Source organism: Halopseudomonas oceani (genome assembly GCF_002903165.1).
Taxonomy (GTDB): domain Bacteria; phylum Pseudomonadota; class Gammaproteobacteria; order Pseudomonadales; family Pseudomonadaceae; genus Halopseudomonas; species Halopseudomonas oceani.
Genome location: NZ_PPSK01000001.1, coordinates 201,504 through 227,262 on the forward strand (window position 1 = coordinate 201,504; position 25,759 = coordinate 227,262).

25 protein-coding genes are annotated in these 25,759 nt (G+C 61.1%); 13 read left to right on the forward strand and 12 right to left on the reverse strand.

All coding sequences use genetic code 11. The annotated features are described in order from the left end of the window. The first annotated feature begins 51 nt into the window (after positions 1–51). The 4 genes from gmk to C1949_RS01010 all read left to right on the forward strand — a co-directional run bounded on the left by gmk (position 52) and on the right by C1949_RS01010 (position 3,630). Positions 52–675: a guanylate kinase gene (gmk, locus tag C1949_RS00995; protein ID WP_104736603.1), complete on the forward strand. Its 624-nt coding sequence runs from the start codon at positions 52–54 to the stop codon at positions 673–675. A 90-nt stretch (positions 676–765) separates the two neighbouring features. After that, positions 766–1,026, forward strand: a complete 261-nt coding sequence (gene rpoZ / locus C1949_RS01000) for a DNA-directed RNA polymerase subunit omega (RefSeq protein ID WP_104736604.1) — start codon at positions 766–768, stop codon at positions 1,024–1,026. A 64-nt stretch (positions 1,027–1,090) separates the two neighbouring features. Continuing rightward, positions 1,091–3,232: a bifunctional GTP diphosphokinase/guanosine-3',5'-bis pyrophosphate 3'-pyrophosphohydrolase gene (spoT, locus tag C1949_RS01005; RefSeq protein ID WP_104736605.1), complete on the forward strand. Its 2,142-nt coding sequence runs from the start codon at positions 1,091–1,093 to the stop codon at positions 3,230–3,232. 17 nt (positions 3,233–3,249) lie between these two features. Further along, positions 3,250–3,630 (forward strand): RidA family protein, encoded by a 381-nt coding sequence (locus C1949_RS01010; RefSeq protein ID WP_104736606.1) that lies wholly within the window; start codon positions 3,250–3,252, stop codon positions 3,628–3,630. Between the two features lie 165 nt (positions 3,631–3,795). On the opposite strand, the gene C1949_RS01015 is transcribed toward C1949_RS01010, so the two are convergent. Together C1949_RS01015 and C1949_RS01020 are read right to left on the reverse strand one after the other, a co-directional pair. Next, the gene (locus C1949_RS01015) at positions 3,796–4,218 is read right to left on the reverse strand and encodes an OsmC family protein (protein ID WP_104736607.1); all 423 of its coding nucleotides are present in this window, start codon (positions 4,216–4,218) and stop codon (positions 3,796–3,798) included. A gap of 86 nt (positions 4,219–4,304) precedes the next feature. Next, positions 4,305–5,147: an NAD(P)H-binding protein gene (locus C1949_RS01020; RefSeq protein WP_104736608.1), complete on the reverse strand. Its 843-nt coding sequence runs from the start codon at positions 5,145–5,147 to the stop codon at positions 4,305–4,307. A 164-nt stretch (positions 5,148–5,311) separates the two neighbouring features. Between C1949_RS01020 and C1949_RS01025 the strand changes: the two genes are divergently transcribed. The 3 genes from C1949_RS01025 to C1949_RS01035 all read left to right on the forward strand — a co-directional run bounded on the left by C1949_RS01025 (position 5,312) and on the right by C1949_RS01035 (position 9,831). Beyond that, on the forward strand, positions 5,312–6,226 hold the full coding sequence (locus tag C1949_RS01025; RefSeq protein WP_104736609.1) for a hydrogen peroxide-inducible genes activator: 915 nt from the start codon (positions 5,312–5,314) through the stop codon (positions 6,224–6,226). A gap of 18 nt (positions 6,227–6,244) precedes the next feature. Next, positions 6,245–8,320 (forward strand): ATP-dependent DNA helicase RecG, encoded by a 2,076-nt coding sequence (gene recG, locus C1949_RS01030; RefSeq protein ID WP_104736610.1) that lies wholly within the window; start codon positions 6,245–6,247, stop codon positions 8,318–8,320. Between the two features lie 95 nt (positions 8,321–8,415). Next, complete coding sequence (locus tag C1949_RS01035; RefSeq protein ID WP_104736611.1) at positions 8,416–9,831, forward strand: aminoacyl-tRNA deacylase and HDOD domain-containing protein; 1,416 nt, start codon at positions 8,416–8,418, stop codon at positions 9,829–9,831. 49 nt (positions 9,832–9,880) lie between these two features. Here C1949_RS01035 and C1949_RS01040 read toward each other — a convergent pair whose 3' ends face one another. From C1949_RS01040 to C1949_RS01050, 3 genes are all read right to left on the reverse strand, one after another. Next, entirely contained in the window at positions 9,881–10,153 is a 273-nt protein-coding gene (locus C1949_RS01040; protein ID WP_088275784.1) for an HU family DNA-binding protein, read from the reverse strand. Positions 10,154–10,365: 212 nt separating this feature from the next. Further along, positions 10,366–11,520, reverse strand: a complete 1,155-nt coding sequence (locus C1949_RS01045; RefSeq protein WP_229744318.1) for an NAD(P)/FAD-dependent oxidoreductase — start codon at positions 11,518–11,520, stop codon at positions 10,366–10,368. Positions 11,521–11,561: 41 nt separating this feature from the next. Beyond that, positions 11,562–11,729, reverse strand: a complete 168-nt coding sequence (locus tag C1949_RS01050; protein ID WP_104736613.1) for a rubredoxin — start codon at positions 11,727–11,729, stop codon at positions 11,562–11,564. A 205-nt stretch (positions 11,730–11,934) separates the two neighbouring features. On the opposite strand from C1949_RS01050, the gene C1949_RS01055 reads away from it, so the two are divergent. The 4 genes from C1949_RS01055 to phoR all read left to right on the forward strand — a co-directional run bounded on the left by C1949_RS01055 (position 11,935) and on the right by phoR (position 15,524). Beyond that, positions 11,935–12,456, forward strand: a complete 522-nt coding sequence (locus tag C1949_RS01055; protein WP_104736614.1) for a chorismate--pyruvate lyase family protein — start codon at positions 11,935–11,937, stop codon at positions 12,454–12,456. Positions 12,457–12,484: 28 nt separating this feature from the next. Next, a complete protein-coding gene (gene ubiA, locus C1949_RS01060) occupies positions 12,485–13,375 on the forward strand; it encodes a 4-hydroxybenzoate octaprenyltransferase (protein WP_104736615.1) in 891 nt (296 codons plus the stop codon). Between the two features lie 108 nt (positions 13,376–13,483). Continuing rightward, positions 13,484–14,173: a phosphate regulon transcriptional regulator PhoB gene (gene phoB / locus C1949_RS01065; RefSeq protein WP_104736616.1), complete on the forward strand. Its 690-nt coding sequence runs from the start codon at positions 13,484–13,486 to the stop codon at positions 14,171–14,173. A gap of 58 nt (positions 14,174–14,231) precedes the next feature. Continuing rightward, the gene (gene phoR, locus C1949_RS01070) at positions 14,232–15,524 is read left to right on the forward strand and encodes a phosphate regulon sensor histidine kinase PhoR (protein ID WP_104736617.1); all 1,293 of its coding nucleotides are present in this window, start codon (positions 14,232–14,234) and stop codon (positions 15,522–15,524) included. Positions 15,525–15,529: 5 nt separating this feature from the next. On the opposite strand, the gene C1949_RS01075 is transcribed toward phoR, so the two are convergent. Together C1949_RS01075 and C1949_RS01080 are read right to left on the reverse strand one after the other, a co-directional pair. Then, the gene (locus C1949_RS01075; RefSeq protein ID WP_104736618.1) at positions 15,530–16,450 is read right to left on the reverse strand and encodes a response regulator; all 921 of its coding nucleotides are present in this window, start codon (positions 16,448–16,450) and stop codon (positions 15,530–15,532) included. 190 nt (positions 16,451–16,640) lie between these two features. After that, complete coding sequence (locus tag C1949_RS01080; protein ID WP_104736619.1) at positions 16,641–17,795, reverse strand: iron-containing alcohol dehydrogenase; 1,155 nt, start codon at positions 17,793–17,795, stop codon at positions 16,641–16,643. Between the two features lie 284 nt (positions 17,796–18,079). On the opposite strand from C1949_RS01080, the gene C1949_RS01085 reads away from it, so the two are divergent. Continuing rightward, on the forward strand, positions 18,080–18,379 hold the full coding sequence (locus C1949_RS01085; protein WP_373289784.1) for a c-type cytochrome: 300 nt from the start codon (positions 18,080–18,082) through the stop codon (positions 18,377–18,379). A 61-nt stretch (positions 18,380–18,440) separates the two neighbouring features. Here C1949_RS01085 and phoU read toward each other — a convergent pair whose 3' ends face one another. The 5 genes from phoU to C1949_RS01110 form a co-directional block, all read right to left on the reverse strand. Next, positions 18,441–19,175, reverse strand: a complete 735-nt coding sequence (phoU, locus tag C1949_RS01090; protein ID WP_104736621.1) for a phosphate signaling complex protein PhoU — start codon at positions 19,173–19,175, stop codon at positions 18,441–18,443. An 18-nt stretch (positions 19,176–19,193) separates the two neighbouring features. Beyond that, positions 19,194–20,027 (reverse strand): phosphate ABC transporter ATP-binding protein PstB, encoded by an 834-nt coding sequence (gene pstB / locus C1949_RS01095; RefSeq protein WP_104736622.1) that lies wholly within the window; start codon positions 20,025–20,027, stop codon positions 19,194–19,196. 27 nt (positions 20,028–20,054) lie between these two features. Then, on the reverse strand, positions 20,055–21,671 hold the full coding sequence (gene pstA / locus C1949_RS01100) for a phosphate ABC transporter permease PstA (protein WP_104736829.1): 1,617 nt from the start codon (positions 21,669–21,671) through the stop codon (positions 20,055–20,057). A 71-nt stretch (positions 21,672–21,742) separates the two neighbouring features. Further along, a complete protein-coding gene (locus C1949_RS01105) occupies positions 21,743–24,019 on the reverse strand; it encodes an ABC transporter permease subunit (protein ID WP_104736623.1) in 2,277 nt (758 codons plus the stop codon). Between the two features lie 117 nt (positions 24,020–24,136). Next, the gene (locus C1949_RS01110) at positions 24,137–25,105 is read right to left on the reverse strand and encodes a PstS family phosphate ABC transporter substrate-binding protein (RefSeq protein ID WP_104736624.1); all 969 of its coding nucleotides are present in this window, start codon (positions 25,103–25,105) and stop codon (positions 24,137–24,139) included. 247 nt (positions 25,106–25,352) lie between these two features. Between C1949_RS01110 and C1949_RS01115 the strand changes: the two genes are divergently transcribed. Further along, positions 25,353–25,745, forward strand: coding sequence for an acyl-CoA thioesterase (locus C1949_RS01115; protein WP_088275800.1), 393 nt, complete (start codon positions 25,353–25,355; stop codon positions 25,743–25,745). The last annotated feature ends 14 nt before the right edge of the window (positions 25,746–25,759 follow it).

The window sequence follows — 25,759 nt, forward strand, 5'->3', positions numbered from 1 at the left end:
AAACCCTATAATTGCGCGCTTATCCACTACGCACCGCAGGAACCCTGTCCGATGACCCACGCCACCGGCACTCTGTACATCATCTCCGCCCCGTCCGGCGCAGGCAAAACCAGCCTGGTCAAGGCACTGATCGAACAGACGCCCAACCTGCACGTATCGGTCTCGCACACCACTCGCCCGATGCGCCCCGGCGAAACAGATGGCGTGAACTATCACTTCACTGATCGCGACGCCTTTATTCGCCTGGTTGAAGCTGGCGACTTCCTGGAGCACGCCGAGGTCTTCGGCAATCTCTATGGCACCTCGCAGACTGCAGTCGAGCAGGCCTTGGCACGCGGCCACGACATTATCCTCGAAATCGACTGGCAAGGGGCGGAGCAGGTACGCCGCAAGCTGCCACAGGCGCACTCGATCTTTATCCTGCCGCCGTCACGCGAAGCCCTGCGCCACCGTCTGAACTCGCGCGGCCAGGACCACGACGAGGTGATCGACCGCCGCATGGCCGAGGCCGTAGCGGAAATGAGCCACTACGTCGAGTTCGATAGCCTGGTGATTAACGACACCTTCGACCACGCCCTCGATGATCTCAAGGCCATCGTCCGCAGCTACCGTCTGCAGACCGTCGCCCAGCAGGCGCGCCACACCTCCTTGCTGCAAGCGCTCTTGTCAGACTGAAGCATCAGCCAGTACACTGTCAGGTCCTGCGTCCGGAACAAATGCCGGGCGCGCCGATCTGTCAATTAGTTACCTTTCCGGAGTACCCCCATGGCTCGCGTCACCGTTGAAGACTGCCTGGAAAATGTAGATAACCGTTTCGAACTGGTCATGCTGGCCTCCAAGCGCGCCCGTCAGCTGGCCACCGGCGGCAAGGACGCCAAGGTAGCATGGGAGAACGACAAGCCCACCGTCGTTGCGCTGCGTGAAGTCGCCGAAGGCCTAGTTACCAATGAAATCCTCGCCGAAGAAGCCCTGCAGGATCAGCAGGAGCCGCTGTACTCGCTGGAAACTACCGAACTGGCCGAGTAAAAGGATTGCGCAGGCCGGGCATCCCTGAGGTCATCACCCGTCAGCACGGGTGCGGGAGAGCTGCATGTCTGCGATAGAAGTTTTTGCCGACAATCTTGGCAATTACCTTGAGCCGGAACAGGTCAATCTGGTCCGGCGCGCCTATTTCTACGCCGAGCAAGCCCACGACGGCCAGACCCGTCGCAGCGGCGAGCCCTACGTTACTCATCCGCTGGCAGTAGCCAACATCCTCGCCGACATGCACATGGACCATCAGAGCCTGATGGCAGCCATGCTGCACGATGTTATCGAAGACACCGGCATTCCCAAGGATGCACTGGTCGAACAGTTTGGCGACACCGTTGCCGAGCTGGTAGACGGGGTCAGCAAGCTGACCCAGATGACCTTCGAGAGCAAGGCCGAGGCCCAGGCCGAGAACTTCCAGAAGATGGCGTTGGCCATGGCCCGGGATATCCGGGTGATACTGGTCAAGCTCGCCGACCGCCTGCACAACATGCGCACCCTGGGCGCACTGGCGCCGGAAAAGCGCCGCCGCATCGCCAAGGAAACCCTTGAGATTTACGCGCCCATCGCCAACCGTCTGGGTATGCACAGCCTGAGCACCGAGTTCGAAGACCTCGGCTTCAAGGCCATGTATCCGATGCGCTCGATGCTGATTGACCGCGCCGTACGCAACGCCCGCGGCAACCGCAAGGAGCTGCTGAACCGCATTCTTGAGTCGCTGCAGGCCTGTCTGGAACGCGAGGGCCTGCAGGGCAAGGTGATGGGCCGCGAGAAGCACCTGTACGGCATCTACCAAAAGATGCGCGGCAAGAAGAAGTCGTTCAATGAAATCATGGACGTCTACGCGTTCCGCATCATCGTCGACAAGCCGGATACCTGCTACCGCGTGCTCGGTGCGGTACACAGTCTTTACAAGCCGTTTCCCGGTCGCTTCAAGGACTACATCGCGATCCCCAAGGCCAACGGCTATCAGTCCCTGCACACCACGCTGTTCGGCATGCATGGGGTACCGATCGAGATTCAGATCCGTACCGACGAGATGGAAGAGCTGGCCAACAACGGCATTGCCGCGCACTGGGTCTACAAGTCGAAGGACGAGGTGATCAACGGCAACCACGCCCGCACCCGGCAGTGGCTCAAGAGCGTGCTGGAGCTGCAGCAAAACGCCGGCAACTCGCTGGAGTTCATCGAGAACGTCAAGATCGACCTGTTCCCGGACGAGGTCTACATTTTCACCCCCAAGGGCCGCATCATGGAGCTGCCCAAGGGTTCGACCCCGGTCGACTTTGCCTACGCGGTGCACACCGACATCGGCAACAGTTGCATCGCCTGTCGCGTCAACCGACGCTTGGCGCCACTGTCCGAGCCGCTGGAAAGCGGCGAAACCGTCGAGATCATTACCGCACCGGGCGCCCGCCCGAATCCGGCCTGGCTCAGCTTCGTGATTACCGGCAAGGCCCGCAGCAACATCCGCCACTTCCTCAAGCACCAGCGCCATTCCGAGTCCATCGCCTTGGGCGAGCGACTGCTGGACAAGGTACTGGCCAGCTTCGGCACCCAGCTCAGCGAGATCCCGGAGGCACGCGTCCAGGCCGTGCTGACCGACTGTGGCATGGAGCTAATGGAGGACCTGCTGGCCGACATCGGCCTCGGCAACCGGATGGCCTACGTGGTCGCCCGACGCCTGCTGGCGAGCGAAGGCGGCAGTGAAGAAGAGGCACAGAAGGTCAGCCCCGACAACGACAGCGATAGCGACGAAAAACCGCTGGCGATTCGCGGCACCGAAGGCCTGGTCGTCAGCTTCGCGCGCTGCTGTAACCCGATTCCGGGTGACCCGATTGTTGGCTATCTGTCCTCCGGCAAGGGCATGGTCATTCACCAGGAGAACTGCCGAAATCTGGCAGACAACCGCCACAACAGCGAAAAGATCCTGAACCTGGCCTGGGACAAGGATGTGAGCGGCGAATTTACCGTCGAGCTGCGCGTCGAGCTGGAACACCAGCGCGGCATTATTGCCCAGCTCGCCACCGGCATCACCGTCGCCGACGCCAGTATCGACAAGATCAGCGTCGACGAACGCGACGGACGCGTCAGCGTCGTGCAACTGGTGGTTCGGGTACGTGACCGCCTGCACCTGTCACAACTGATCAAGCGCATCCGCAACCTCAAGGGCGTGATGCGCATTACCCGTCTCAAAAACTGAATTTCGTCGGAGAACACATGAACAAACAAGTCATCACCAGCGAGCAGGCCCCTTCCGCCATCGGCCCGTATTCCCAGGCTATCAAGGTTGGTAACACGGTTTATCTGTCCGGCCAGATTCCACTGGACCCGGCCACCATGGAAGTCGTTGAAGGCTTCGAAGCACAGGTCTGCCGTGTATTCGACAATTTGAGCGCCGTTGCCGAAGCCGCTGGCGGTACGCTGCAGGACATCGTCAAACTGAATATCTTCCTCACTGACCTGGGCAACTTTGCCAAGGTCAACGAAATCATGGAGCGCTACTTCGAAAAGCCCTACCCGGCACGCGCCGCCATTGGCGTTGCCGCGCTGCCCAAGGGCGTACCGGTCGAGATGGACGGGATTATGGTGGTGGGCTAACGCCCATCCCCCTGAGCTGCAAGCTTAGTCAGTGTCTGTTCGACGGCGACACCGTCAACTGTTTTTACGGTTTCCGGGCCGCCAGCAGCTCATAAAGAACCCGCGCGATTAAACACCGCGCGGGTTTTTTCTTGCAGCTTGTGGCTTGCCGCTGGCTTCGCTCGGCTAGCCGAGCGAAGCTTTGAGGCTGATCTCGGCATTCAGCAGCTTGGAGACCGGGCAACCCTCTTTTGCCTTGCCGGCAATTTCATCGAAGGCCTGCTGGTCGATACCGGGAATCACGGCATTCATGGTCAGTGCCACGGCGGTAATGGCAAAGCCATCATCCTGCTTGCTCAGGGTCACCTCGGCCTGAGTGTCGATGCTGCTGGCTGTGTACCCGGCCTCTCCCAGCAGGTTGGAAAAGGCCATCGAGAAGCACCCCGCGTGCGCTGCGCCGATCAACTCCTCAGGATTGGTGCCTGGCTGGTCCTCAAAGCGGGTGTTAAAGCCGTAGGGGTTGGCTTGAAGGGCGCCACTTTCAGTCGAAATGGTACCTTTGCCTTCCTTCAGCGAGCCTTCCCAGTGAGCCGATGCTGATTTTTTCATCTGCGCCTCCTCTTGAGCGGTTAGCGGATTGTCCTACTCCCCTTGCGACACGCTAAGTGGCCAGATAATTCCCTGCGATCTTTTCTCTACTGCCCCAGCAGCGCCGCATACCCCTCGCGATAGGTCGGATACTGCGGTGCCCAGCCAGTCTCGCGTGCCAGTGCATTGCTGCAGCGCTTGCTGCCGACCCGGGTGCTACCCGGACCATCAGCTCGAGCCTCTGCTCCGACCTGCTCGCGCAACCACTGAACAACCTCATGCAGTGCAGCCGGCTCGTCGTCAACACCCAGATAACAGGGCGCCAGCAGTTCCCGTGCCTCGGCCTGCAGCAGCAGGTGCTCTAGCAAGCCGACCGCATCGTCACGATGAATCCGATTGGTGTACTGCGGCGGCTCGGCTGGCACCGTCATCCCGGCCCGAGCCTGTTCAATCAGCCGGTTTCGACCCGGCCCGTAAATACCCGCCAGCCTCACCACCGACGCCGGCACGCCACTGCGCAGTGCAACATCCTCAGCGGCGAGCAACGCCTTGCCGGTTTCACTGGCAGCCTCAGCGCGGCTGTTCTCACTGACCCACTCACCATCCTGCTGGGCGTAGACGCCGGTGCTGGAAACCTGCAGCAGATGACGGAGATTCTTTTTGTCCTGACCCAGCCAGCCGATCACGTTCTCCAGCCCCTGCACATACAGACGCTGATACAGCTCGGCGTCACGCTTACCAGCCGCAGGGCAAAACACCAGGTAATCGACCTTCTCCGGCCAGTCCGCAGGCCGTTCGGCAGCACACAGATCTGCCGCAATGGGCAGCACGCCCTCCGGCAGTCTGGCAACATCACGGCGCAGACCGTAGACCTGCCACCCACGCGCGACCAGACAACTGGCCAGCGCCGACCCCACATCCCCACATCCGGCGATCACTACCCGCGGCATTTGTCTCTCCTGTCCGTCAACTCAAGGCCGACACTGTATCAGCCACCACACGGGATCTGCAGTATCCTCGGCCACGCTTCGATTGTTTTACTCTATTAACCAAACGGCTATGCTAGAGCCAGTCGTTCAACCTACGTTCCCGTTGCCAGATAGATTGCCAGCCAATGACCCTGACCGAACTCCGCTATATCGTCACCCTTGCCCAGGAGCAACACTTCGGCCACGCCGCCGAGCGCTGCCATGTCTCCCAGCCGACCCTCAGCGTAGGCGTCAAGAAGCTGGAGGAAGAGCTGGGCGTGATGATTTTCGAGCGCAGCAAAAGCGCCGTTCGGGTCACGCCGATTGGCGAACGCATTGTCGCTCAGGCCCAGAAGGTACTGGAGGAGGCGCTGTCCATCCGTGAGCTGGCGACCGCTGGCAAGAACCAGCTGGCCGCACCGCTCAAAGTCGGCGCCATTTACACCATCGGCCCCTACCTGTTCCCGCATCTGGTGCCGCAGCTGCACAAGGTGGCACCGGAGATGCCGCTGTACATCGAAGAAAACTTCACCCATGTGCTGCGCGACAAGCTGCGCAACGGTGAACTCGACGCCATCATCATCGCGCTGCCATTCCAAGAGCCGGATGTGCTGACCAAGACTCTCTACGACGAGCCGTTCAGTCTGCTGATGCCAGCCAGCCACCCCTGGGCGGCGCGCGACTCCGTGACGCTGGACGAGCTGGACGACAACAAGCTGCTGCTGCTGGGTGAAGGCCACTGCTTCCGCGATCAGGTGCTCGAGGCCTGCCCCACCCTGCGCAAAGGAGAGGAGCAGCACAAGCACACCACGGTCGAATCCAGCTCGCTGGAGACCATCCGCCACATGGTCGCCTCCGGTATTGGCATGACCGTCTTGCCCATGTCTGCCGCCGATGACCGTTATTACAGCTCCGATCTGCTGGTGACCAAACCGTTCAAGGCACCGGCTCCCTACCGCACTGTCGCCGTCGCCTGGCGCGCCAGCTTCCCGCGTCCGAAGGCGATTGAGCTACTCAGCGACTCGATTCGCCTGTGCTCGGTCGGCCAGCCATCACGCTGATTCAAGGCAGGACAGAGGGTGAGTGAACAGACATCGCTGACCGTTCTCAAAGGTATCGGCCCAGCCCTCGCGGACAAGCTGGACCGGCTCGGCCTGTCGTCGGTACAGGATCTGCTGTTTCACCTGCCGATGCGCTATCAGGACCGTACCCGCGTCACCCCGATCGGCGCGCTGCGGCCCGGGCTGGATGCGGTGATCGAGGGCACGGTGCTTGGTGCCGAGGTGGTCATGGGCCGGCGCCGCAGCCTGCTGTGCCGAATTCAGGACGGCAGCGGCACCCTGAGCCTGCGCTTCTACTATTTTTCCGCCGCGCTCAAAGCCAATCTCAGCCGCGGCAGCCACTGGCGCTGCTATGGCGAAGTGCGGCCCGGCGCTTCCGGGCTGGAGATCTACCATCCCGAGCTGCACAACCTTGACGGCGCCGAGGCGCTGCCCGTCAGTGACACCCTGACGCCCATCTACCCCGCCACCGAAGGGCTATCGCAACAGCGCCTGCGCAGCCTCAGTGACGCGGCGCTGGCCTGGCTTGCCAAGGGCAACCATCTGACCGAGTGGCTGCCGCCGGAGCTGGCCGAGGCATACCAACTGCCGCCACTGCGCGAAGCCGTCCAGTTGCTGCACCGGCCACCGCCGGACATCGACCTCGAGGCCCTGCAGGATGGCCGTCACTGGGCACAGCACCGACTCGCGTTTGAGGAGTTGATGGCGCATCAGCTGGCCATGTTACGGCTGCGCGCCCAGATGCGGGCGCACAAGGCGCCGCCGATGCGCGCAGCCGGTGAGCTGGCTGACCGCTTTGTCACTCAGCTCGGCTTCCCGCTAACCGGCGCCCAGCGCCGGGTAGCTGATGAAATTCTGCTCGATCTGGCGCAACCAAGACCGATGTTACGTCTGGTGCAGGGTGATGTCGGTGCCGGCAAGACCGTCGTCGCGGCGCTGGCTGCGCTGCAGGCCATCGAAGCAGGCTGGCAGGTGGCGCTGATGGCACCCACCGAGATTCTGGCCGAGCAGCACTTCAACAACTTCCAGCGCTGGTTTGCTGCACTCGGCCTGTCAGTGGCCTGGGTCGCCGGCAAACTGAAGGGCAAGGCGCGCAGCAACCAGCTGCAACTGATCGCCAGCGGCGAAGCGGTGATGATTGTCGGCACCCACGCGCTGTTCCAAGACGACGTGCAGTTCCGCAATCTGGGCCTGGCGATCATCGACGAGCAGCACCGCTTCGGCGTCCAGCAGCGCCTCGCCCTGCGTGACAAAGGTGCTGCCGGCGGCGTATCGCCGCACCAGCTGATCATGACCGCCACGCCGATCCCGCGCACCCTGGCGATGAGCGCCTACGCCGACCTGGATACATCAATCCTCGATGAGCTGCCGCCCGGACGTACCCCAGTCAATACCGTGCTGATTTCCGACAGCCGCCGCGTCGAGGTCATCGAGCGGGTCCGTGCCGGCTGCGCCGAAGGCCGTCAGGCCTACTGGGTCTGTACCCTGATCGAGGAATCCGAGCAACTGCAGGCACAAGCTGCAGAGGCGACCTGGGAGTCACTCTGCGAAGCCCTGCCGGAACTCTCCATCGGCCTGATTCACGGGCGTATGAAACCGGCAGAAAAAGCCGAAATCATGGCCGCCTTCAAGGAAGGTGACTTGCACCTGCTGGTGGCAACCACGGTGATCGAGGTCGGCGTGGATGTGCCCAACGCCAGTCTGATGATCATCGAGAACCCGGAGCGGCTGGGTCTTGCTCAGCTGCACCAGCTGCGTGGCCGGGTCGGTCGTGGCAGTGCCGCCAGCCATTGTGTGCTGCTCTACCACGCACCGCTGTCAGCGCTCGGCCGCGAGCGGCTGGGCATCATGCGTGAAAGTACCGACGGCTTCGTCATCGCCGAAAAGGACCTGGCCCTGCGCGGCCCAGGTGAGGTACTGGGTACCCGACAGACAGGTCTGGTACAGTTTCGGGTAGCCGACCTGGTGCGTGACGCCGATCTGCTGCCGGCCGTTCAGCAAGCCGCCCAGCAACTCGCCAGCCGCCACCCCAGCCATGTTCAGCCGCTGCTTGATCGCTGGATAGCTGAGGGCCAGCATTTTGCACAGGTCTGACTGCAGCTATGCTGCAGATAGACCAAACGCTAGAATCGAACAAGAATCCCGCAATATCGGGGCACCAGCCCGCCTGACCGAGCAAGGAACAGACAATGAGCAACCCGGCCGCTTCCGAGCAATTTGGCGCCAGCCTGCCCGACCTGATTGAAAAGCTCCTGCAACAACAAGGGATTGCCTACCAGTTGCGCCCCGCCAGTGGAGGGTGGCCAGCGTCTCAACAGATTCAGGCCAGCCTGCTTTGTGACAATGTCGGCACCGTCCTGATCCTGATCCCCAAGGACCACCTGTTGGATCTGAAGACCCTCGGCTCGCTGCTCGGCCGCGAACTTGAACCGGTTCGCAACCGCGAGCTGCAGCGCATCCTGAGCAAACACCAGCTAAACCAGCTGCCGGGCTTGCCTATCCTGTTCAACTCGCCCTGTGTCTGCGAGCGCAGCCTGCTTGATCAGCCCGAGCTGGTACTCGACAGCGGCCTGGATGGCTGGTCGCTGGTACTGAACCAGGCGGATGCCCGCACCCTGATGGCCAAGGTCAGCCTGGCCCAGTTCTCAGTCCCGCTGAGTAGCCTGGAAAAGTCGGCGGTCAGCGCCGCCCAGGACGATCAGGACCTGAGTGACGCGGTTCAGAATTTCACCGCCCTGCGCATGAAGCAACGGCTGGAAGAAACGATTGAGATCCCACCGCTGCCGGAAACCGCACAAAAGGTGATGAAACTGCGGGTCAACCCGGATGCGGACGTCGACGATCTGGCTGATGTAGTCGAAACCGATCCGAGCCTGGCGGCTCAGGTCGTCAGTTGGGCCGCTTCCCCCTACTACGCTGCGCCCGGCAAGATTCGCTCGGTCGAGGACGCCATCGGGCGGGTACTGGGCTTTGACCTGGTGATCAACCTGGCGGTGGGTCTTGCTTTGGGTAAAACCTTCAAGCTCCCCAACGACGCGCCGGATCGCGCCACTCCCTACTGGGAGCAGGCCATTTACACCGCCGCCGTGATCGAAGGTCTGGCCAAGGCCATGCCGCGCGAGCGTCGCCCGGAAATGGGCCTGAACTACCTCGGCGGCCTGCTGCACAACTTCGGCTATCTGGTGTTGGCGTATATCTTTCCGCCCTACTTCAAACTGATCTGCCGCCACATTGAAGCCAACCCGCATGTGCAGCCACACCAGATCGAGCAACACCTGATCGGCGTTACCCGTGACCAGATCGGCAGCTGGCTGATGCGCTACTGGGACATGCCCGACGAGGTCTGTACCGCTCTGCGCCAGCAGCATAATGCGAACTATCAGGGCACCGACCACATCTATCCGAACCTGATCTATCTGTCACTGGCGCTGCTCAGCGAGCAGGGTATCGGCAGCGGGCCGCGACTCAGCATTCCCGACGCGCTGCTCGAGCGCCTTGGTCTGGAGCGGGAGTCCGCTGACAAGGTCGTCGGCAAGGTGCTGGATGCGCGTGATGCACTGCGTTCGCTGGTGAGCAAGTATCAGGGGACGACACGTCCAGAGTAGAGCACAGAGAGGCAGGGGCCCGAGCGAGCCCCTGTCGCGGGAGTCAGGCTCAGTTGACCGCGTCGCGCAGGCTTTTGCCCGGCTTGAAGGATACGGTGTTGCTTGCCTTGATCTTGACCGGAGCGCCGGTCTGGGGGTTTTTGCCGGTGCGGGCGCCACGATGACGCTGCAGGAATGTGCCGAAACCGACGAGTGTAACGGAGTCCTTGTTACTCAGTGCCTGGGTAATTTCGTCCAGTACGGCGTTGAGCACTCGGTTCGCCTGATCCTTGCTCAGGTCTGCCTTTTCGGCAATCGCCGCTGCGAGATCTGGTTTGCGCATATAAAGCCTCATTGTCTGTTGTTTTTGTTGTTGCCGCCGATTCCTCGCGGCGGGCCCTGGCAGACACCTGCGAGCCCGCTCGAAGCGCTCTGGCAAGGCCCGATCAGCATGGCACGACTGAATCCGTTTCGCCAGTCGTCTCAGCCCTCAGAGCGCGCAAAATCACGGTTTTTCCCGACAAAAGGCCAAACTGTCCCACATTGTCGACCGGATCACCCTAGCCAGGCAGGGAGTTCACGGGTCAACTGCAGTTTTTCTGCCACCGCAGTGCCGGTCAGCGCAAAGCCATGCATCTGCCCACTGTCATCGAGATAGAGTGCGCGCATGTCACTGCCCTCACCCGTGCATTGCCAACTGCCGCACTGCGCGGTCAACGGTGGCGCGACCACCAGCGGGCAGGCTGGCGTTTTCACCATGATCGGCATCGCCGGATAACTCAACTCGGTCGGTGTGCCACTGAGGGTTTTCGCCAGCGCCCGCGCAGAGGTCATCAGCGGCATCACGTACATCAGATTAAGACCAGCGACCTCGGCGCAGTCACCCAGGGCATAGATATGTGGATCACGGGTGCGCAGTTGGCGGTCCACCTGCACGCCACGCCCCACCGCCAGTTCGGCCGCCTCGGCCAGTGCCGCCCGCGGCGCCAGGCCGATGGCCGAGAGCGCCTGATCGGCAACCAGTTCGACACCCGAATCCAGCCGCACACGCAGCCCCTCACCCTCCAGCCGCATGCTCTCAATGCCGCAACCAAGGTGGAAGCTGACGCCCAGCTCCTCCAGCCCGGCCTGCACCGCAGCGGCGGCCTGCTCCGGCAGCAGTTGCGGCATGAGCCAGGGGTCCGTCGCCACCACGGTGACCTCAAAACCGCCGAGGCGCAGGTCATTGGCAAACTCGCAACCGATCAGACCGGCGCCAACAATCACCACCTTGCGACGCCCCTGCAGCGCCGCACGGAATTGACCGTAGTCGGTCAGATCGTTGATCGACAGCAGCCGCTCGCCCAACGCGTCGCGCCACGGCAGTGAACGCACTTCAGCGCCGGTAGCCAGCACCAGATCACTGTAGGGCTGGCTGCGCCCGTCCACCGTCAGCGTTCGACTGGCCGGATCAATGGCGGTCACCCTGGCGCCTGTCAGCACGTCGGCATTGAGCTGCGCGGCCATGGTTGCCGCGTCCTGCATGCCCAGTTCGTCGGCTTCCTTGCCCTTGGCAAAACCGGTCGAGAGCAATGGCTTAGAGTAGAAGCGGCCATCATCAGCGCTGATCATCAACAACGGGCGCTCGCTATCGAGTTTGCGGAATTCCTTCGCCAGATTGTAGCCAGCCAGGCCTGTGCCAATGATGACCAAAGGTGCGTTATCAGCCACTTGGATTCTCCTGCGGGGCGTGTATTAAGGGAGTGACAGAATCAGCCGATTTCAATCATCTCGAAATCTTCCTTGCCCACGCCACAGTCGGGGCACATCCAGTCCGCCGGGACGTCTTCCCAGCGGGTACCGGGGGCAATACCTTCGTCGGGCCAACCCTCAGCTTCGTCATAAATGAAACCACAGACAATACACTGCCACTTCTTCATGCTTGCTTCTCACGGAGTTCTGAATTTGCTATCTGGGAGGTGCTTGAAAAGCGCTGCCGAAACAGCCCGGTTTTCAACACCTGCTCGCGACACTACCGCAATTACCCTGCAAGTCCAAGACCAGCTCACAGCGCCCGCCGCAGACGGGGTTTCGTGATACCCTTGGGGCCACATCCAACCTGCCTGCACCCCGTAAATACCTGACATGCTGCCTCACTGGTATCCCACCGACCACCATCCCGCACCGCCGGCAAACCCGCTGTTCAGCTGGCTCTGCCATGAAGGCTCGCTGACCCAGCGTCTGACCGACGCCGGCAACCACGACTTCCGTGTCGAACTGCTGCGGCAGGAGCCGCAGGCCGCGCGTGCCGACGAGGCGGCCGCACTGGGGGTGCCGCAGGGCGCTACCGTATGGGCCAGAGAGGTGCTGCTGCACACCGCTGGTGCACCTCGCGTCTATGCACGCTCGGTCGCACCGCCCAGCGCACTTGGCAGCTCGGCGGTCGAACTCGACGCGCTTGGCACGACCAGCCTTGGCCACCTGCTGTTCCGCAACCCGCAGATCAGCCGCGGTCCGATCGAGATCAGCCGTTACCCTGCCGAATGGCTGCCCGCCGACTGGCGTAGCGACGGACTGTGGGCACGCCGTTCTCACTTCTCGGATGGCGAGTTGCAGCTGCTGGTGTGTGAAGTATTCTTGCAGGGCTGGCCGGTCGCCGGCACCTGAGTATCTGTCTTCTGACTGGAGAATCACCTTGCTCGGTCTGCTGATCAAACCCATCGCCCGGCTCAATCCCAGGGCCAACGACTACATCCAGCTGATGCGACTGGACCGCCCAATCGGCACCTACCTGTTGCTATGGCCAACCCTGTGGGCGCTATGGCTGGCCGCCGAGGGCGTCCCGGACATCAGCACTCTGGTGATCTTCGTGCTGGGAGTGATTCTGATGCGCGCAGCCGGTTGCGTGATCAACGACTATGCCGACCGCGATTTTGATGGCCACGTCCAACGTACCCGCGAGCGCCCGCTGGCCACAGGCCGCATCACTGAGCGCCAGGCCCTGTTGACCTTCGCCATTCTGGTTGGCCTGAGTGGCCTGCTGGTGCTGTTTACCAACGCACTGACCATCAAGCTGGCCTTCGTCGGCGTGGCTCTGGCCGCCATCTACCCGTTCTGCAAGCGCTTCACCTTCTACCCGCAGGTCATTCTCGGTGCGGCCTTCTCCTGGGCCATCCCAATGGCTTTTGCCGCCCAGGCCGAGGCCCTGCCGATACCCTTGTGGCTGGTGTTTCTCGCCAATCTGCTGTGGACGGTGGCCTACGACACCGAGTACGCCATGTGCGACCGAGAGGATGACCTGCGCATCGGCATCAAGTCGACCGCAATCCTGTTCGGCGACGCAGACAAGTTGATTATCGGCCTGCTGCAGGGGCTTACCCTGGTATGTCTGCTGTTGGTCGGTCTACGCTTTGAGCTGGGTCTGTACTACTACCTCGGGCTACTGGGCATGACGCTGGGATTTGCCTGGCAGCAATGGCTGATCCGCGACCGTGACCGCAACGCCTGCCTGAACGCCTTTCTGGCCAATCACTGGGCTGGCATGCTGGTCTTCATCGGGATTGCACTGAACTACTGGCTGGCCTGATCCAGAGCGGCCGCATAGATGTCACGTCGCCGTCGCGACGTCACACAAATGAAATAAAAATGTTATCTAATCGGCGCATGACTTATAGCTGCAACGAGACGGTAAACCATGTCTGGCAAAAGTATTCTGATCGTCGATGACGAAGCCCCGATCCGCGAAATGATCGCGGTCGCACTGGAAATGGCGGGCTACAACTGCCTGGAAGCAGAAAACACACAGCAGGCGCACGCCTGCATCGTCGACAGCAAGCCTGACCTGATTCTGCTCGACTGGATGCTACCTGGCACCACCGGGATCGAGCTGGCCCGGCGCCTCAAACGCGACGAGCTGACCGCTGACGTGCCAATCATCATGCTCACCGCCAAGGGTGAAGAAGACAACAAGATCCAGGGGCTGGAAGTCGGCGCCGATGACTACATCACCAAGCCGTTTTCCCCCCGCGAGCTGGTTGCCCGCCTGAAAGCCGTGCTGCGCCGTGCCGGCCCGGTCGACAGCGAAGCGCCCATTGAGGTCGCAGGCCTGGTACTCGACCCGATCAGCCATCGCGTAACCATCGACGACGAGGCTGCCGAAATGGGACCGACCGAGTACCGCTTGCTGCAGTTCTTCATGACGCATCAGGAACGCGCGTATACCCGTGGCCAGTTGCTGGACCAGGTCTGGGGTGGCAATGTTTACGTTGAAGAGCGTACTGTGGACGTGCACATCCGCCGGCTGCGCAAGGCACTTGGCGAGAAGTACGAACATCTGGTCCAGACCGTACGCGGCACCGGCTACCGATTCTCTACCAAAGCCTGACAAGCTGCGCACCGCGATACTCTGAAACAGGACGCCGTCGTTTTGAAGAGGACCTTCAGTGGCCAAGAATAGCTTCAGCCGAGTACTCGGCCATGTCCTGCTGCTGGTGCTTTTCTGCCTGCTGCTGGGCTGGGTTCTGGAGCAGACTGCCTGGGTGCTGGTGATCGGCCTCGGCTGTTATCTGGCCTGGACCCTGCGCCACATGTCGCGCTTCTACGACTGGCTCAGTACCCACCCCAACGAACCGCCGCCGGAAGCCCGTGGCGTCTGGGGCGAGATTTTCGACAGCATTTATCACCTGCAGCGCCGCGACAGCAAAATGCGCTCTCGCCTGCAGGCAGTGATCGACCGCATTCAAAGCTCCACCTCCGCCCTGCGCGACGCCGTGGTGATGATCGACAGCGAAGGCCACCTGGAGTGGTGGAACCACGCTGCCGAGCGCCTGCTTGGTCTGCGCACCCCGGACGACAGCGGCCAGCATGTTGCCAACCTGATCCGCGATCCGCGCTTCATCGAGTACTTCGAGCGCGGTGACTTCCGCGACCCGCTGGAAATCCCGGCGCCGATCGACCTCAACGTCCAGCTGCAATACGCCATTACCCGCTACGGACCCGGTGACCGGCTGATGGTCGTGCGCGACGTTACCCGGGTGCACAACCTGGAGCAGATGCGCAAGGACTTCGTCGCCAATGTCTCCCATGAGCTGCGAACACCGCTGACGGTGGTGGTTGGCTACCTGGAGACGCTGCTCGATATGGACGACGAGCTCAACCCGCGCTGGAAACGTCCGCTGCAGCAGATGCAGCAGCAGGCCAGCCGAATGCAGGCCCTGCTGCAGGACCTGTTGTTGCTGGCACGGCTGGAAACGTCGGACAACCCCAGTGAAGAGGAGCTGGTCGATGTGCGTCCGCTGCTGGAGCATATCCGCAAGGACGCCGAAGCGCTCTCCGGCGAGCGCGGTCATCACATCACGCTGAAAATTGAAGGCAACACCCGGTTGCACGGGATCGAAGGCGAACTACGCAGTGCCTTCTCCAATCTGGCCTTCAATGCCGTGAAGTACACCCCGGATCAGGGCGAGGTAACCCTGCACTGGTGGAGCGATGACAAGGGTCAGCACTTGAGCGTGATCGACAACGGCGTCGGTATCGCACCGCAGCACATCAACCGACTTACCGAGCGCTTCTACCGGGTCGACACCAGCCGCGCCAGCACTACCGGCGGCACCGGCCTGGGCCTGGCGATCGTCAAGCATGTGCTGCTGCGCCACCAGGGCCGTCTGCAGATTACCAGCGTGCCCGAACGCGGCAGTACCTTCAGCTGCCACTTTCCGCCCAACCGCGCAGCCTGAAGCGCTCAGGCGCTTGGCGAATAGTGTGATTGGGCGGTACCGGAAGCAATCAGACGGGACAGGTAATCAAGCTTCTCCGGGTCCTGATCGACAAACTTGATCGTTACCTTGATCCACTCGCAGTCCACTTTCGCTTCCAGTGCCGCTACGGCATGGACGTAGCCGTTGATACGCGCGACCGAGCGATCGGCGTCCTGCTCCAGATCCAGCACGCCGCTTTCGAATACCTGCGGCAGCCGCTCGCCACGACGCACCACGATCAGCGCATCGCGCAGACTAAGCGTCTTGATTACACAGGCAAACTGCTCGCCCGCCAGCCGCAGCTGACCCTGACCACGTACCGATTGTGCGCTGCCGGTCGAGGCTGCTGGCGGAGCCGGCGGTTCAGCCGGGCGGGCAGAATTGAGCAATGGCGAACTGACCGGCGCGGGCGCCGGGCGGGCAGAGGCTTCCGCAGGGCGCCCGGCTGTCAGATTGGCGACCGAACCGACAGCAGTACCGGCGCTCGGGCGCGGCGCACCGCCGACCTGCAACTGCGCCAACTTGCCGGCTCGGTGCAGCGCTTTCTTGACCTTGGTGATCAACTGCTCGTTGCTGAACGGCTTGCCGACGTAGTCACTGACGCCGGCCTGGATGGCCTCCACAACGTTGGCCTTGTCACCACGGCTGGTCACCATGACGAATGGCACACCAGCTCCCTCGGGCTGCGCACGGAACCACTGCAGTAGCTCAAGGCCGCTCATCTCCGGCATTTCCCAATCACACAGAATGAGATCGAAACGCGTACGCCCGAGCATCTGCTGGGCCTTACGACCGTTGGTCGCCTCCTCAATCTGCAGTCCGGGAAAGTAGCTACGCAGTGCTTTCTTGACCAAGTCGCGGATGAAAGGCGCATCATCAACGACCAGGACCGATACTTTCGACATAGTGAATTTTCCTGAAGCTCTGCGTCTAGCTTAACGCAGACTGAGGAAAAAGCTGCACTTCGTATTGCGCAAAGTGCCGGTGCGGCGTTCGCAGGACGCCCCTGCGCCACTCACCACCACCGCTGGCTGCCCCCGGGCCCCGCAGAGAAAAAAGCCGGGCACAAGCCCGGCTTTGCTCAGCACAGCACGATCACAACTCGCCGCGCACGGCCTTGAGGAAGATCGCCTGGTATTGCTCGGCGTTGTAGCGCTGAGGGTTGGTGCTGCCGGCAACATCCTTGGCGGACATGGCACCAATGGTTTCAGCCTTGGCATCGTCAATGTTGATCTCGGCCAGGGTATGCGGGATACCCAGCTCGGCACGCAGCTCCAACACCCAGTCCAGCATGCCATCGTAGTTCTGCTTCTGCAGACCCAGATAGCGGGCAGCCCGCGCCATTTCCTCTTCGATAACCGGACGGTTGGCCTGCAGCATGTAAGGCATGACAATCGCGTTCAGCAGGCCGTGGTGAGCGTCATAGACCGCGCCCAGGCTGTGTGAGACAGCGTGAATACCACCCAGACCGCGCTGGAAAGCTACCGCACCCATGCTGGAAGCAACCTGCATCTGCAAACGAGCCTGGATGTCGTCACCCTGTTTGGTCGCACGTGGCAGGAAGTCCTTGACCAGGCGCATGCCTTCCAGCGCGATACCTTCAGCCATCGGGTGATAAACCGGAGCGCAGAAGGCCTCCAGGTTGTGCGCCAACGCGTCCATACCGGTAGCAGCGGTCAGCTTGGCGGGCAGACCGACGGTCAGCTCGGGGTCCAGCAGCACGATGGCGGGGACCATTTTCTGATGGAAGATAACCCGCTTGACGTGGCTTTCGTCGTCGGTGATGACCACCGCCTGACCCACTTCCGAGCCGGTACCAGCCGTGGTTGGTACCGCGACCACCGGCAGCATCTTGCTCGCATCGATCGAACCGGGGCCCGCTTCCCACAGGCTGCAGTCCTGATGGGCAATCAGCGCAATCGCTTTGGCTGCGTCAATTGCGGAACCGCCGCCAAAGGCGATGACCCCGTCGTGGTTGCCGGCCTTGAGGGCAGTTACGCCATCGGCTACGTTGCCACCAGTGGGGTTGCCCTTGATGGCGCTGAACAGACCTGCTTGCAGGCCCGCATCGCGACACAGCTGCAGCGCCGCCTCAACCATCGGCAATGCTGCCAGGCCCGGGTCAGTCACCAACAGCGGAGAAGTCATGCCCAACTGGCGGCAGGCTTTCGGCAATTCGCTGATACGCCCTGCACCCACGCGCACGGCGGTGGGGTAATGCCAGTTCATGCTGTAAGACTTGATCTCCATGGTATCTCCGAATTTCTCAGGTTTTTGTGGGTGCAGGCGTTAGCCTCTGGGGCCCGCCTTCTTTTATCAATCTTCGGAAGCGGGCTGCGCAAGATACAAAATGCGATAATGTCCCGCAACATACTCAAAATAGCGACTTTAGTCCACGTACTCTGCGACAAATGAGCACTTGTCAAAGCCGGCATCAACGTCCATTTTTAGCAAAGTAGCGATACGCTCTAACAAGAGACAAGCAGGGTCACCTGCAACTTACAGCCCGTGAGGAACACCTGATGAAACGTCTGATGATCACTGCCCTGGGTGCAGCCGCGCTGCTCAGCTCCGGCTCCCTGTTCGCCACCGATGGCGAAACCCTGTACAAGACCAAGGCCTGCGTCGCCTGCCACCAGATCGATACCAAGGTGGTCGGACCTGCCTACAAGGATGTCGCCGCCAAGTATGCCGGGCAGGAGGGCGCAGTGGAAACTGTCGCCGGCCATATCAAGAACGGTATCTCTGGCCTCTGGGGGCCGATTCCGATGCCTGCCAACCAGGTGACCGACGAGGAAGCCCGTATTCTGGCCGAATGGGTGCTCAGCCAGTAATAACAAAATTCCAACAAAAAACCCGCCATCAGGCGGGTTTTTTGTTGCCTCAGGCACCAGCTCACTCGTCAGCCACGTCCTTTTTCACCTCGGCTTCCATCCGCTTCAGGCCGATATGACGGACATCGGTGCCCTTGACCAGATAGATGACGTGCTCGGCGATGTTGCGCGCGTGGTCGCCGACCCGCTCCAGCGAGCGCAGGACCCAGAGGATGTTCAGAACCCGGCCGATGGAACGCGGATCTTCCATCATAAAGGTCACCATCTCACGCATCGCGGTCTTGTATTCCTGGTCAACCGCCTTGTCCTCGCGGGCAACGGCAAACGCCTGCTCGGTGTCCATTCGGGCAAAGGCATCCAGCGACTCCTGCACCATGCGACGTACGTGGTGGCCGATATGGCGACACTCAACATAGCCACGCGGAGCCTGGCCTTCATCCACCAGATCCAGCGCACGACGGGCAATCTTCGACGATTCGTCACCGATGCGCTCAAGATCGACGATGATCTTGCTGATGCTGACCACCAGGCGTAGGTCGCTGGCTGCCGGCTGGCGCCGGGCCAGAATGCGCAGGCAATCCTGGTCGATATCCAGCTCCATCTGGTTGATGGTGTCGTCCTTCTCGCGGACCTGCTGGGCCAGCTTGGCATCCCCCTCCACCAGCGCAACGATGGCGTCGTTGATCTGTTTCTCGACCAGGCCACCCATTTCCAGCAAATGGGTACGGATCTCCTCGAGTTCATCGTTGAACTGCTGGGAAATATGCTGATTAAACGCTTCTTTATCTGACGGCATGGTGCATGTCTCCCTGGGTTAGCCGTACCGACCGGTAATGTAGTCTTCCGTCTGTTTCTTCGACGGATTGGTGAACAACGTGTTGGTGTCACCGAACTCGATCAATTCGCCCATGTACATGAAGGCAGTGTAGTCAGAAACCCGCGCTGCCTGCTGCATGTTGTGGGTAACGATAACGATGGTGAACTTGGACTTCAGCTCGTTGATCAGCTCTTCGATCTTCAGGGTGGAGATCGGGTCGAGTGCCGAGGCCGGCTCGTCGAGCAGCAGCACTTCAGGCTCCACGGCGATCGTGCGGGCAATGCACAAGCGCTGCTGCTGCCCCCCGGACATGCCCAGAGCCGACTCGTTCAGACGGTCCTTGACCTCATCCCACAGGGCCGCCCCCTTGAGTGCCCACTCAACCACTTCGTCCAACGTGCGCTTGTTGTTTACACCCTGAATGCGCAGGCCGTAGGCGACGTTTTCGTAGATCGATTTGGGGAACGGGTTCGGCTTCTGAAACACCATGCCAACGCGACGACGCAGCTCGGTCACGTTGACGTCCTTGCCGTAGATATCCTTGCCATCAAGCAGGATCTCACCGTCAACGCGGCAGCTATCGACCAGATCATTCATCCGGTTGAAGCAACGCAGCAGAGTCGACTTGCCGCAGCCGCTCGGACCAATGAACGCGGTTACCCGGTTACGCGGAATCCGCATGCTGACGTTATGCAGGGCCTGCTTGGTGTCATAGAACAGGGAGAGGCCCGGCACTTCCAGGGCAATGGACTCATTGTCCATGTTCAGCTCCTGCTGAGAGCGGCCCAGCGCGCTCATATCCATAGCATGGGTCTTGGTAGTGTTAGACATAATCTTGCGTCCGCCTAGAAAGAGTGATCAGTTTTCCAGCGCCTTGTACTTTTCGCGCAGGTGGTTGCGAATGGATACCGCAGCAAAGTTGAGCGCGGCAATGACGCCCACCAGCAACAGCGCAGTGGCATATACCAGCGGTCGCGCTGCTTCGACGTTGGGGCTCTGGAAGCCGACGTCATAGATATGGAAGCCCAAGTGCATGAACTTCTGGTCCAGGTGCAGATACGGGTAGTTGGCATTCAGCGGCAAGGTCGGTGCCAGCTTGACCACACCCACCAGCATCAGCGGTGCGACCTCACCCGCGGCGCGGGCCACGGCGAGAATCAGACCGGTCATCATGGCCGGGCTGGACATCGGCAGAATCACCTTCCACAGGGTTTCCGACTTGGTCGCACCCAGCGCCAGCGAGCCTTCGCGCAGCGAACGCGGAATGCGGGTCAGACCTTCCTCGGTGGCAACGATCACCACCGGCACGGTCAGCAGCGCCAGGGTCAACGAGGCCCACAACAGACCGCCGGTACCCAGGGTTGGCGCCGGCAGCGCTTCGGGGAAGAACAGCTGGTCGATATTGCCGCCGAGCAGATAGATGAAGAAACCGAGGCCGAACACACCATAAACGATGGACGGGACACCGGCGAGGTTGTTCACCGCGATGCGGATAATCCGGGTCACCGCGCCCTGCTTGGCGTATTCGCGCAGATAGACCGCAGCCAGCACGCCAAACGGAGTGACGATGATCGACATCAGCAGCACCATCATCACGGTACCGAAGATCGCCGGGAACACACCACCCTCGGTGTTGGCCTCACGGGGCTCGTCGCTGACAAACTCCCACAGCTTGCTGAAGTAGTGACCCACCTTCTGCATCGGGCCCATGGCATTGGGCTGGAACACGCGCACAACCTTGCCGAGGCTGATATCGAGCTCACGACCGTCCATCGCCTTGACGTGAATGCTGTCGCGGTTGAATTCCTTGTAGAGCCCGACCAGCTGCCCCTCCAGCTCGGCGTACAGGTCATGCTGCACCTTGCGCTCGGCTTCCAGCTCGGCCTTGCGCTGTTCGGTCAACGCGTTGTCGAGTTCGAAGCCACGCTCGCGCAGACGAATGCGTTCCAACTCGTTGTTGATCTTGCCGATGGCACCGGTTTCCAGGGCGTGAATTTCATCGTAGATCCCCAATGCGCGGTCTACCGCCTGCTGCAGCGCGGTCCAGGCCTGGTCGCCTTCGGCGATCACCTTACCGTCCTGCTTGACCTGTTGCAGATAGCCGTAGAAGTTGCCCCATTCGCGGCGCTCGATAACGACGATATCCTCAGGATGGCGTTCGTTTTCCAGCCAATCGGCGACAATCCAGCGGAAGTCCGCACCATACAGATCACGGTTACCCACTTTAAGCAGTTCGCGATCCATAAACTCGGTCTTTTCCGGATCCACCGGCAGGCCTGCACCGTGCAAACGCTCGGTCGGCACCTGCTCGCGGGTAGTGACTTCGCCGATCAGGGTAATGGTCGGCTGGCCCGGAATGGTGTACTCCGCCTCGATGACATCAGCCGGCCAGAAGTGGCTCAGGCCGCGCACCGCGATCAGCATCAGCAGACCCAGGGTCATGATCACCGCGATGGCGACCGCGCCTGCATTCATCCAGACCCAGGGGCTGCCCGATTTGAACCAGGTTGTGAAGTTGCCTTGTTTCACTGTCTAGAGTCCTGTGGTCAGAGAGAGGCGTATTTCTTGCGCAGGCGCTGACGAATCAGCTCCGCCGCCGTGTTCATCAGGAAGGTAAAGCTGAGCAGCACCAGCGCGGCCAGGAACAGCACCCGATAGTGCGTACTGCCCACTTCCGATTCCGGCATCTCGACCGCAATGTTGGCCGACAGCGTGCGCATGCCTTCGAAGATGTTCCAGTCCATGATCGGTGTGTTGCCGGTTGCCATCAGCACGATCATGGTTTCGCCTACAGCGCGACCCAGACCGATCATCACCGCCGAGAAGATGCCCGGACTGGCGGTCAGAATGACCACCCGGCTCAAGGTCTGCCAGGGTGTGGCGCCAAGCGCCAGCGAACCCTGGGTCAGGTGACGCGGCACGCTGAACACGGCGTCCTCGGCAATCGAGAAGATGGTCGGTATCACCGCAAAGCCCATGGCCAACCCAACCACCAGCGAGTTGCGCTGGTCGAAGTTGATGCCCATGTCGCGGGTCAGGAACACGCGCATGTCGCCACCGAAGAACCAAGCCTCGACATACACGCTCATGGCGAAGCAGACCCAGCCCAGCAAAATAATGACCGGGATCAGCAGCACCGCTTCCCAGCCCTCGGGCACCAGCAGACGGATGCGCGCCGGCAGGCGGCTCCAGCCATAGGCGAAGGCGATAAATACAATCGGCGTCAGAATCAGCAGCGAGAAGATACCCGGAAGATTGTCTTCCAGCATCGGCGCCAGCCAGAGACCGGCGAGAAAACCGAGAATAACGGTCGGCAGTGCCTCCATCAGTTCGATGATCGGCTTAACCTTGCGGCGCAACGCCGGTGCCATGAAGTAGGCGGTGTAGACCGCAGCGGCAATCGCCAGCGGAGTGGCCAGCAGCATCGCGTAGAAGGCCGCCTTCAAGGTACCGAAGGTCAACGGCGCAAGGCTCAGCTTGGGTTCGAACTCGGAGGTCGCCGAGGTCGACTGCCAGACATAGTCCGGTTCCGGGTAGCTTTCGTACCAGACCTTGCCCCACAACGAACTCCAGGAAATCTCCGGATGTTCGTTGTGCACGTCCCAGAAGCTCATTTCGCCACTGTCATGTTCAACCAGCAAGTGGTCGGCGCGCGGGCCAATGGCGAAGGCCTGCACCTTGTCGTCGCCAAGCGGTTCGATCAGCAGATTGTTGTGTGCCGTTGAGTTATAGACACCCAGCTGGCCGGCAGCATCAATAGTAAGAAAGACCTTGCGGCGCTCTTCAGGCTGGATCAGCGCAATGGCTTCGCCCTGCTGCTGATCAAAGTCACGTATCTCGGTCAGCTGAGGATTGCCATTGCCGCGGACCATGAACCACTGCTTCAGATCACCGCTGCTGTCACCGACGATCAACGAGATGCCACCGAGCATCAGGTTAACCGAGGTGACCGACTTGCCAGTACCTTCGACCACCTTGTAGCGGCCGTTCAGCTCACCCTTGTGACGCAGCGCCAGGACATCAATGTGTTGCTCGCCATTAACCACGTACATCCACTGGCGCAGCGGATCAATCAGCAACTGCTTGACCACGCCTTCGGCCGGATTCAACGCCAGCCGCGCTTCGCTACGGGTCTCTTCGCCGGTGATCATGTTGCGTTTGACGCTAACGCTGATCGCCGTCAACTCACGGCCGATGCTGCCAGCCAGCGTCAGGCCATTGCTGTCGGCACTCATGGCCACCTGATCCAGGGCGCGCCCCTGCGGATCCAGGGTGATCGGCTCCTGACCGTAGGGGAACATCAGGCTCGGCGTGATCAGGCGCACATCGTTCGGGTAAGTCACCTTGTAGTTGTGCTGGGCAATCAGCACTTGACCATTGCTCAGGCCCACGACAAAGCGACGGGAATTGGGGGTTTCGACGCTGAAGCTGGTGATCTTCGCATCGGCCGGAATCGGTAGCTGCTGTTCCAGTACCGGCTTGCCGTCATGGGTGTTGAAGAAGCTCACCTGACCGCTCCGGGCCACGCGAATCGCCACTTCGCCCTGTTCTTCCATCGCCAGCATCAGCGGCGGATCATCGGGCTGCACCCAACTTGCGCTGTAACGCTCGCGCTCCTCGATCTCGGCACCGCCAAACAGCGGCAATACCTCGAACAGCAGATAGAGGAAAATCAGCAGGACAGCGACAATGACGCCAAGTCCACCGACCGCAACGTACCAGCGGGTAAAGTGGTCCTTGAAGTGACGCATGGCTCGGTGGCGCTGCATCGCTGGGGTATCAAAATCGACGCGGGACGTCTTGGATGGGGATTGCGTAGTCATGGCGCACACCCTACAGGGTCAATATGACGAATTCATTACAGCCTGGTGACGGCAAAAAGGGGCGTGTCATCGACACACCCCTCCAAGCTCAGGCATCCGTGCCCGACAGCTGCGAACTTAGAAGCCCAGTTCCTGATGGACGTTGTCCACTGCACGCTTGGGCAGCGGCACATAACCGTCTTTGAAGACCACTTCCTGACCCTGCTTGGACAGCATCATCTTGACGAACTCACGCTCCAGCGGAGCCAGCTCGCCATTCGGCGCCTTGTTCACGTAAACGTAGAGGAAACGCGACAGCGGGTAAGTACCGGCGATGGCGTTTTCTTCGTTAGCTTCGATGAACGGCTGGCCTTCTTCTGCTGCCAGCGGGATAGCGCGAACGCTGGAAGTCTTGTAGCCCAGACCGGAGTAACCAACCGCATTCAGCGACTGACTGACCGACTGAACAACGGAAGCAGAGCCCGGCTGCTCGTTAACGCCGCTGCGGAAGTCGCCTTTGCACAGCGCGTGCTCTTTGAAGTAACCGTAGGTACCGGATACCGAGTTACGGCCGTACAGCTGAATGTCGCGGTCAGCCCAGGCGCCAGTCAGACCCAGCTTGCCCCAGGTGTCCAGATCCTCGCCACCACACAGACGGGTAGCAGAGAAAATACCGTCAACCTGAGCCATGGTCAGGCCTTCGATCGGGTTGTCCTTGTGCGCGAAGACAGCCAGGGCGTCGATAGCAACCGGCACAGCGGTCGGCTTGTAGCCATAGCGCTCTTCGAATGCCTGGATTTCACTGTCTTTCATCATGCGGCTCATCGGAGCCAGGTTGGAGGTACCCTCGGTCAGAGCCGGCGGCGCAGTGGAAGAGCCTGCAGCCTGGATCTGGATGTTGACGTTGGGGTACATGCGCTTAAACTCTTCAGCCCACAGCGTCATCATGTTGGCCAGAGTGTCGGAGCCGACGCTGGACAGGTTGCCGGATACACCGCCAACACGCTGGTAGTCTTCCAGAGTCTGGTCAACGGCGGCAAAGCTGGAGCTGGCGGCGACGCCGGCGGCAGCGAAGGTCACAGCAGCGAACAAGCGCTTGAGTTTCATGTCATTCTCCTGTTGAGGTAGTGTTTGCAACACGCGACTCAGTATCAGAGCGGCTTGTGACAACTCTATTCACGAATTATGACAATTGCGTGAACCCCCACAGAACGAACGAGACCGGCGGCGCAAAGCCGTCATACAAAGATTGAGAGGCTGCCGCCAATCCCTTAACATAGGCGGCTTTCCGCTAGGTCCGCGTTCGGCCACGGCCCGGCACAACAAATACAATAGACCACTACCGAGTCTACCAATGCACGAATTAGATACCGATCCCGTGCCACAGGGCGAGCTTGCGCTCAAGATCACCGCCCTGCCGCGAGACTGCAACAGCTTTGGCGACATCTACGGTGGCTGGCTGGTTGCCCAGATGGACACCGCCGGCACCAGCATCGCCGCCCGCATCGCCCGCGGTCGTGTTGCCACTGTCGCCATCGACCGCATGGGCTTCATGGTCCCGGTGCCAGTTGGCGCCCAGCTGGCGTTTCACGGCGAAGTACTGGACATCGGCCGCAGCTCGATCAAGATTCTGGTCGAGGTCTGGAGCGAAGACCTGGCCCATGACGAGAGCCGCAAGGTGACCGAAGCCACCTTCGTCTTTGTCGCGATCGACGACCGCGGCCGTACCCGGGTAATCCCGTCCTGATCAAGGCGGTCACC

Bases quoted from the DNA above. Each gene is read 5' to 3' on its own strand.
- gmk (WP_104736603.1), top strand. From the start codon at position 52: ATGACCCACGCCACCGGCACTCTGTACATCATCTCCGCCCCGTCCGGC.
- rpoZ (WP_104736604.1), top strand. From the start codon at position 766: ATGGCTCGCGTCACCGTTGAAGACTGCCTGGAAAATGTAGATAACCGT.
- spoT (WP_104736605.1), top strand. From the start codon at position 1,091: ATGTCTGCGATAGAAGTTTTTGCCGACAATCTTGGCAATTACCTTGAG.
- C1949_RS01010 (WP_104736606.1), top strand. From the start codon at position 3,250: ATGAACAAACAAGTCATCACCAGCGAGCAGGCCCCTTCCGCCATCGGC.
- C1949_RS01015 (WP_104736607.1), bottom strand. From the start codon at position 4,218: ATGAAAAAATCAGCATCGGCTCACTGGGAAGGCTCGCTGAAGGAAGGC.
- C1949_RS01020 (WP_104736608.1), bottom strand. From the start codon at position 5,147: ATGCCGCGGGTAGTGATCGCCGGATGTGGGGATGTGGGGTCGGCGCTG.
- C1949_RS01025 (WP_104736609.1), top strand. From the start codon at position 5,312: ATGACCCTGACCGAACTCCGCTATATCGTCACCCTTGCCCAGGAGCAA.
- C1949_RS01035 (WP_104736611.1), top strand. From the start codon at position 8,416: ATGAGCAACCCGGCCGCTTCCGAGCAATTTGGCGCCAGCCTGCCCGAC.
- C1949_RS01040 (WP_088275784.1), bottom strand. From the start codon at position 10,153: ATGCGCAAACCAGATCTCGCAGCGGCGATTGCCGAAAAGGCAGACCTG.
- C1949_RS01050 (WP_104736613.1), bottom strand. From the start codon at position 11,729: ATGAAGAAGTGGCAGTGTATTGTCTGTGGTTTCATTTATGACGAAGCT.
- C1949_RS01055 (WP_104736614.1), top strand. From the start codon at position 11,935: ATGCTGCCTCACTGGTATCCCACCGACCACCATCCCGCACCGCCGGCA.
- phoB (WP_104736616.1), top strand. From the start codon at position 13,484: ATGTCTGGCAAAAGTATTCTGATCGTCGATGACGAAGCCCCGATCCGC.
- C1949_RS01075 (WP_104736618.1), bottom strand. From the start codon at position 16,450: ATGTCGAAAGTATCGGTCCTGGTCGTTGATGATGCGCCTTTCATCCGC.
- C1949_RS01080 (WP_104736619.1), bottom strand. From the start codon at position 17,795: ATGGAGATCAAGTCTTACAGCATGAACTGGCATTACCCCACCGCCGTG.
- C1949_RS01085 (WP_373289784.1), top strand. From the start codon at position 18,080: ATGATCACTGCCCTGGGTGCAGCCGCGCTGCTCAGCTCCGGCTCCCTG.
- phoU (WP_104736621.1), bottom strand. From the start codon at position 19,175: ATGCCGTCAGATAAAGAAGCGTTTAATCAGCATATTTCCCAGCAGTTC.
- pstB (WP_104736622.1), bottom strand. From the start codon at position 20,027: ATGTCTAACACTACCAAGACCCATGCTATGGATATGAGCGCGCTGGGC.
- pstA (WP_104736829.1), bottom strand. From the start codon at position 21,671: ATGAATGCAGGCGCGGTCGCCATCGCGGTGATCATGACCCTGGGTCTG.
- C1949_RS01105 (WP_104736623.1), bottom strand. From the start codon at position 24,019: ATGACTACGCAATCCCCATCCAAGACGTCCCGCGTCGATTTTGATACC.
- C1949_RS01110 (WP_104736624.1), bottom strand. From the start codon at position 25,105: ATGAAACTCAAGCGCTTGTTCGCTGCTGTGACCTTCGCTGCCGCCGGC.
- C1949_RS01115 (WP_088275800.1), top strand. From the start codon at position 25,353: ATGCACGAATTAGATACCGATCCCGTGCCACAGGGCGAGCTTGCGCTC.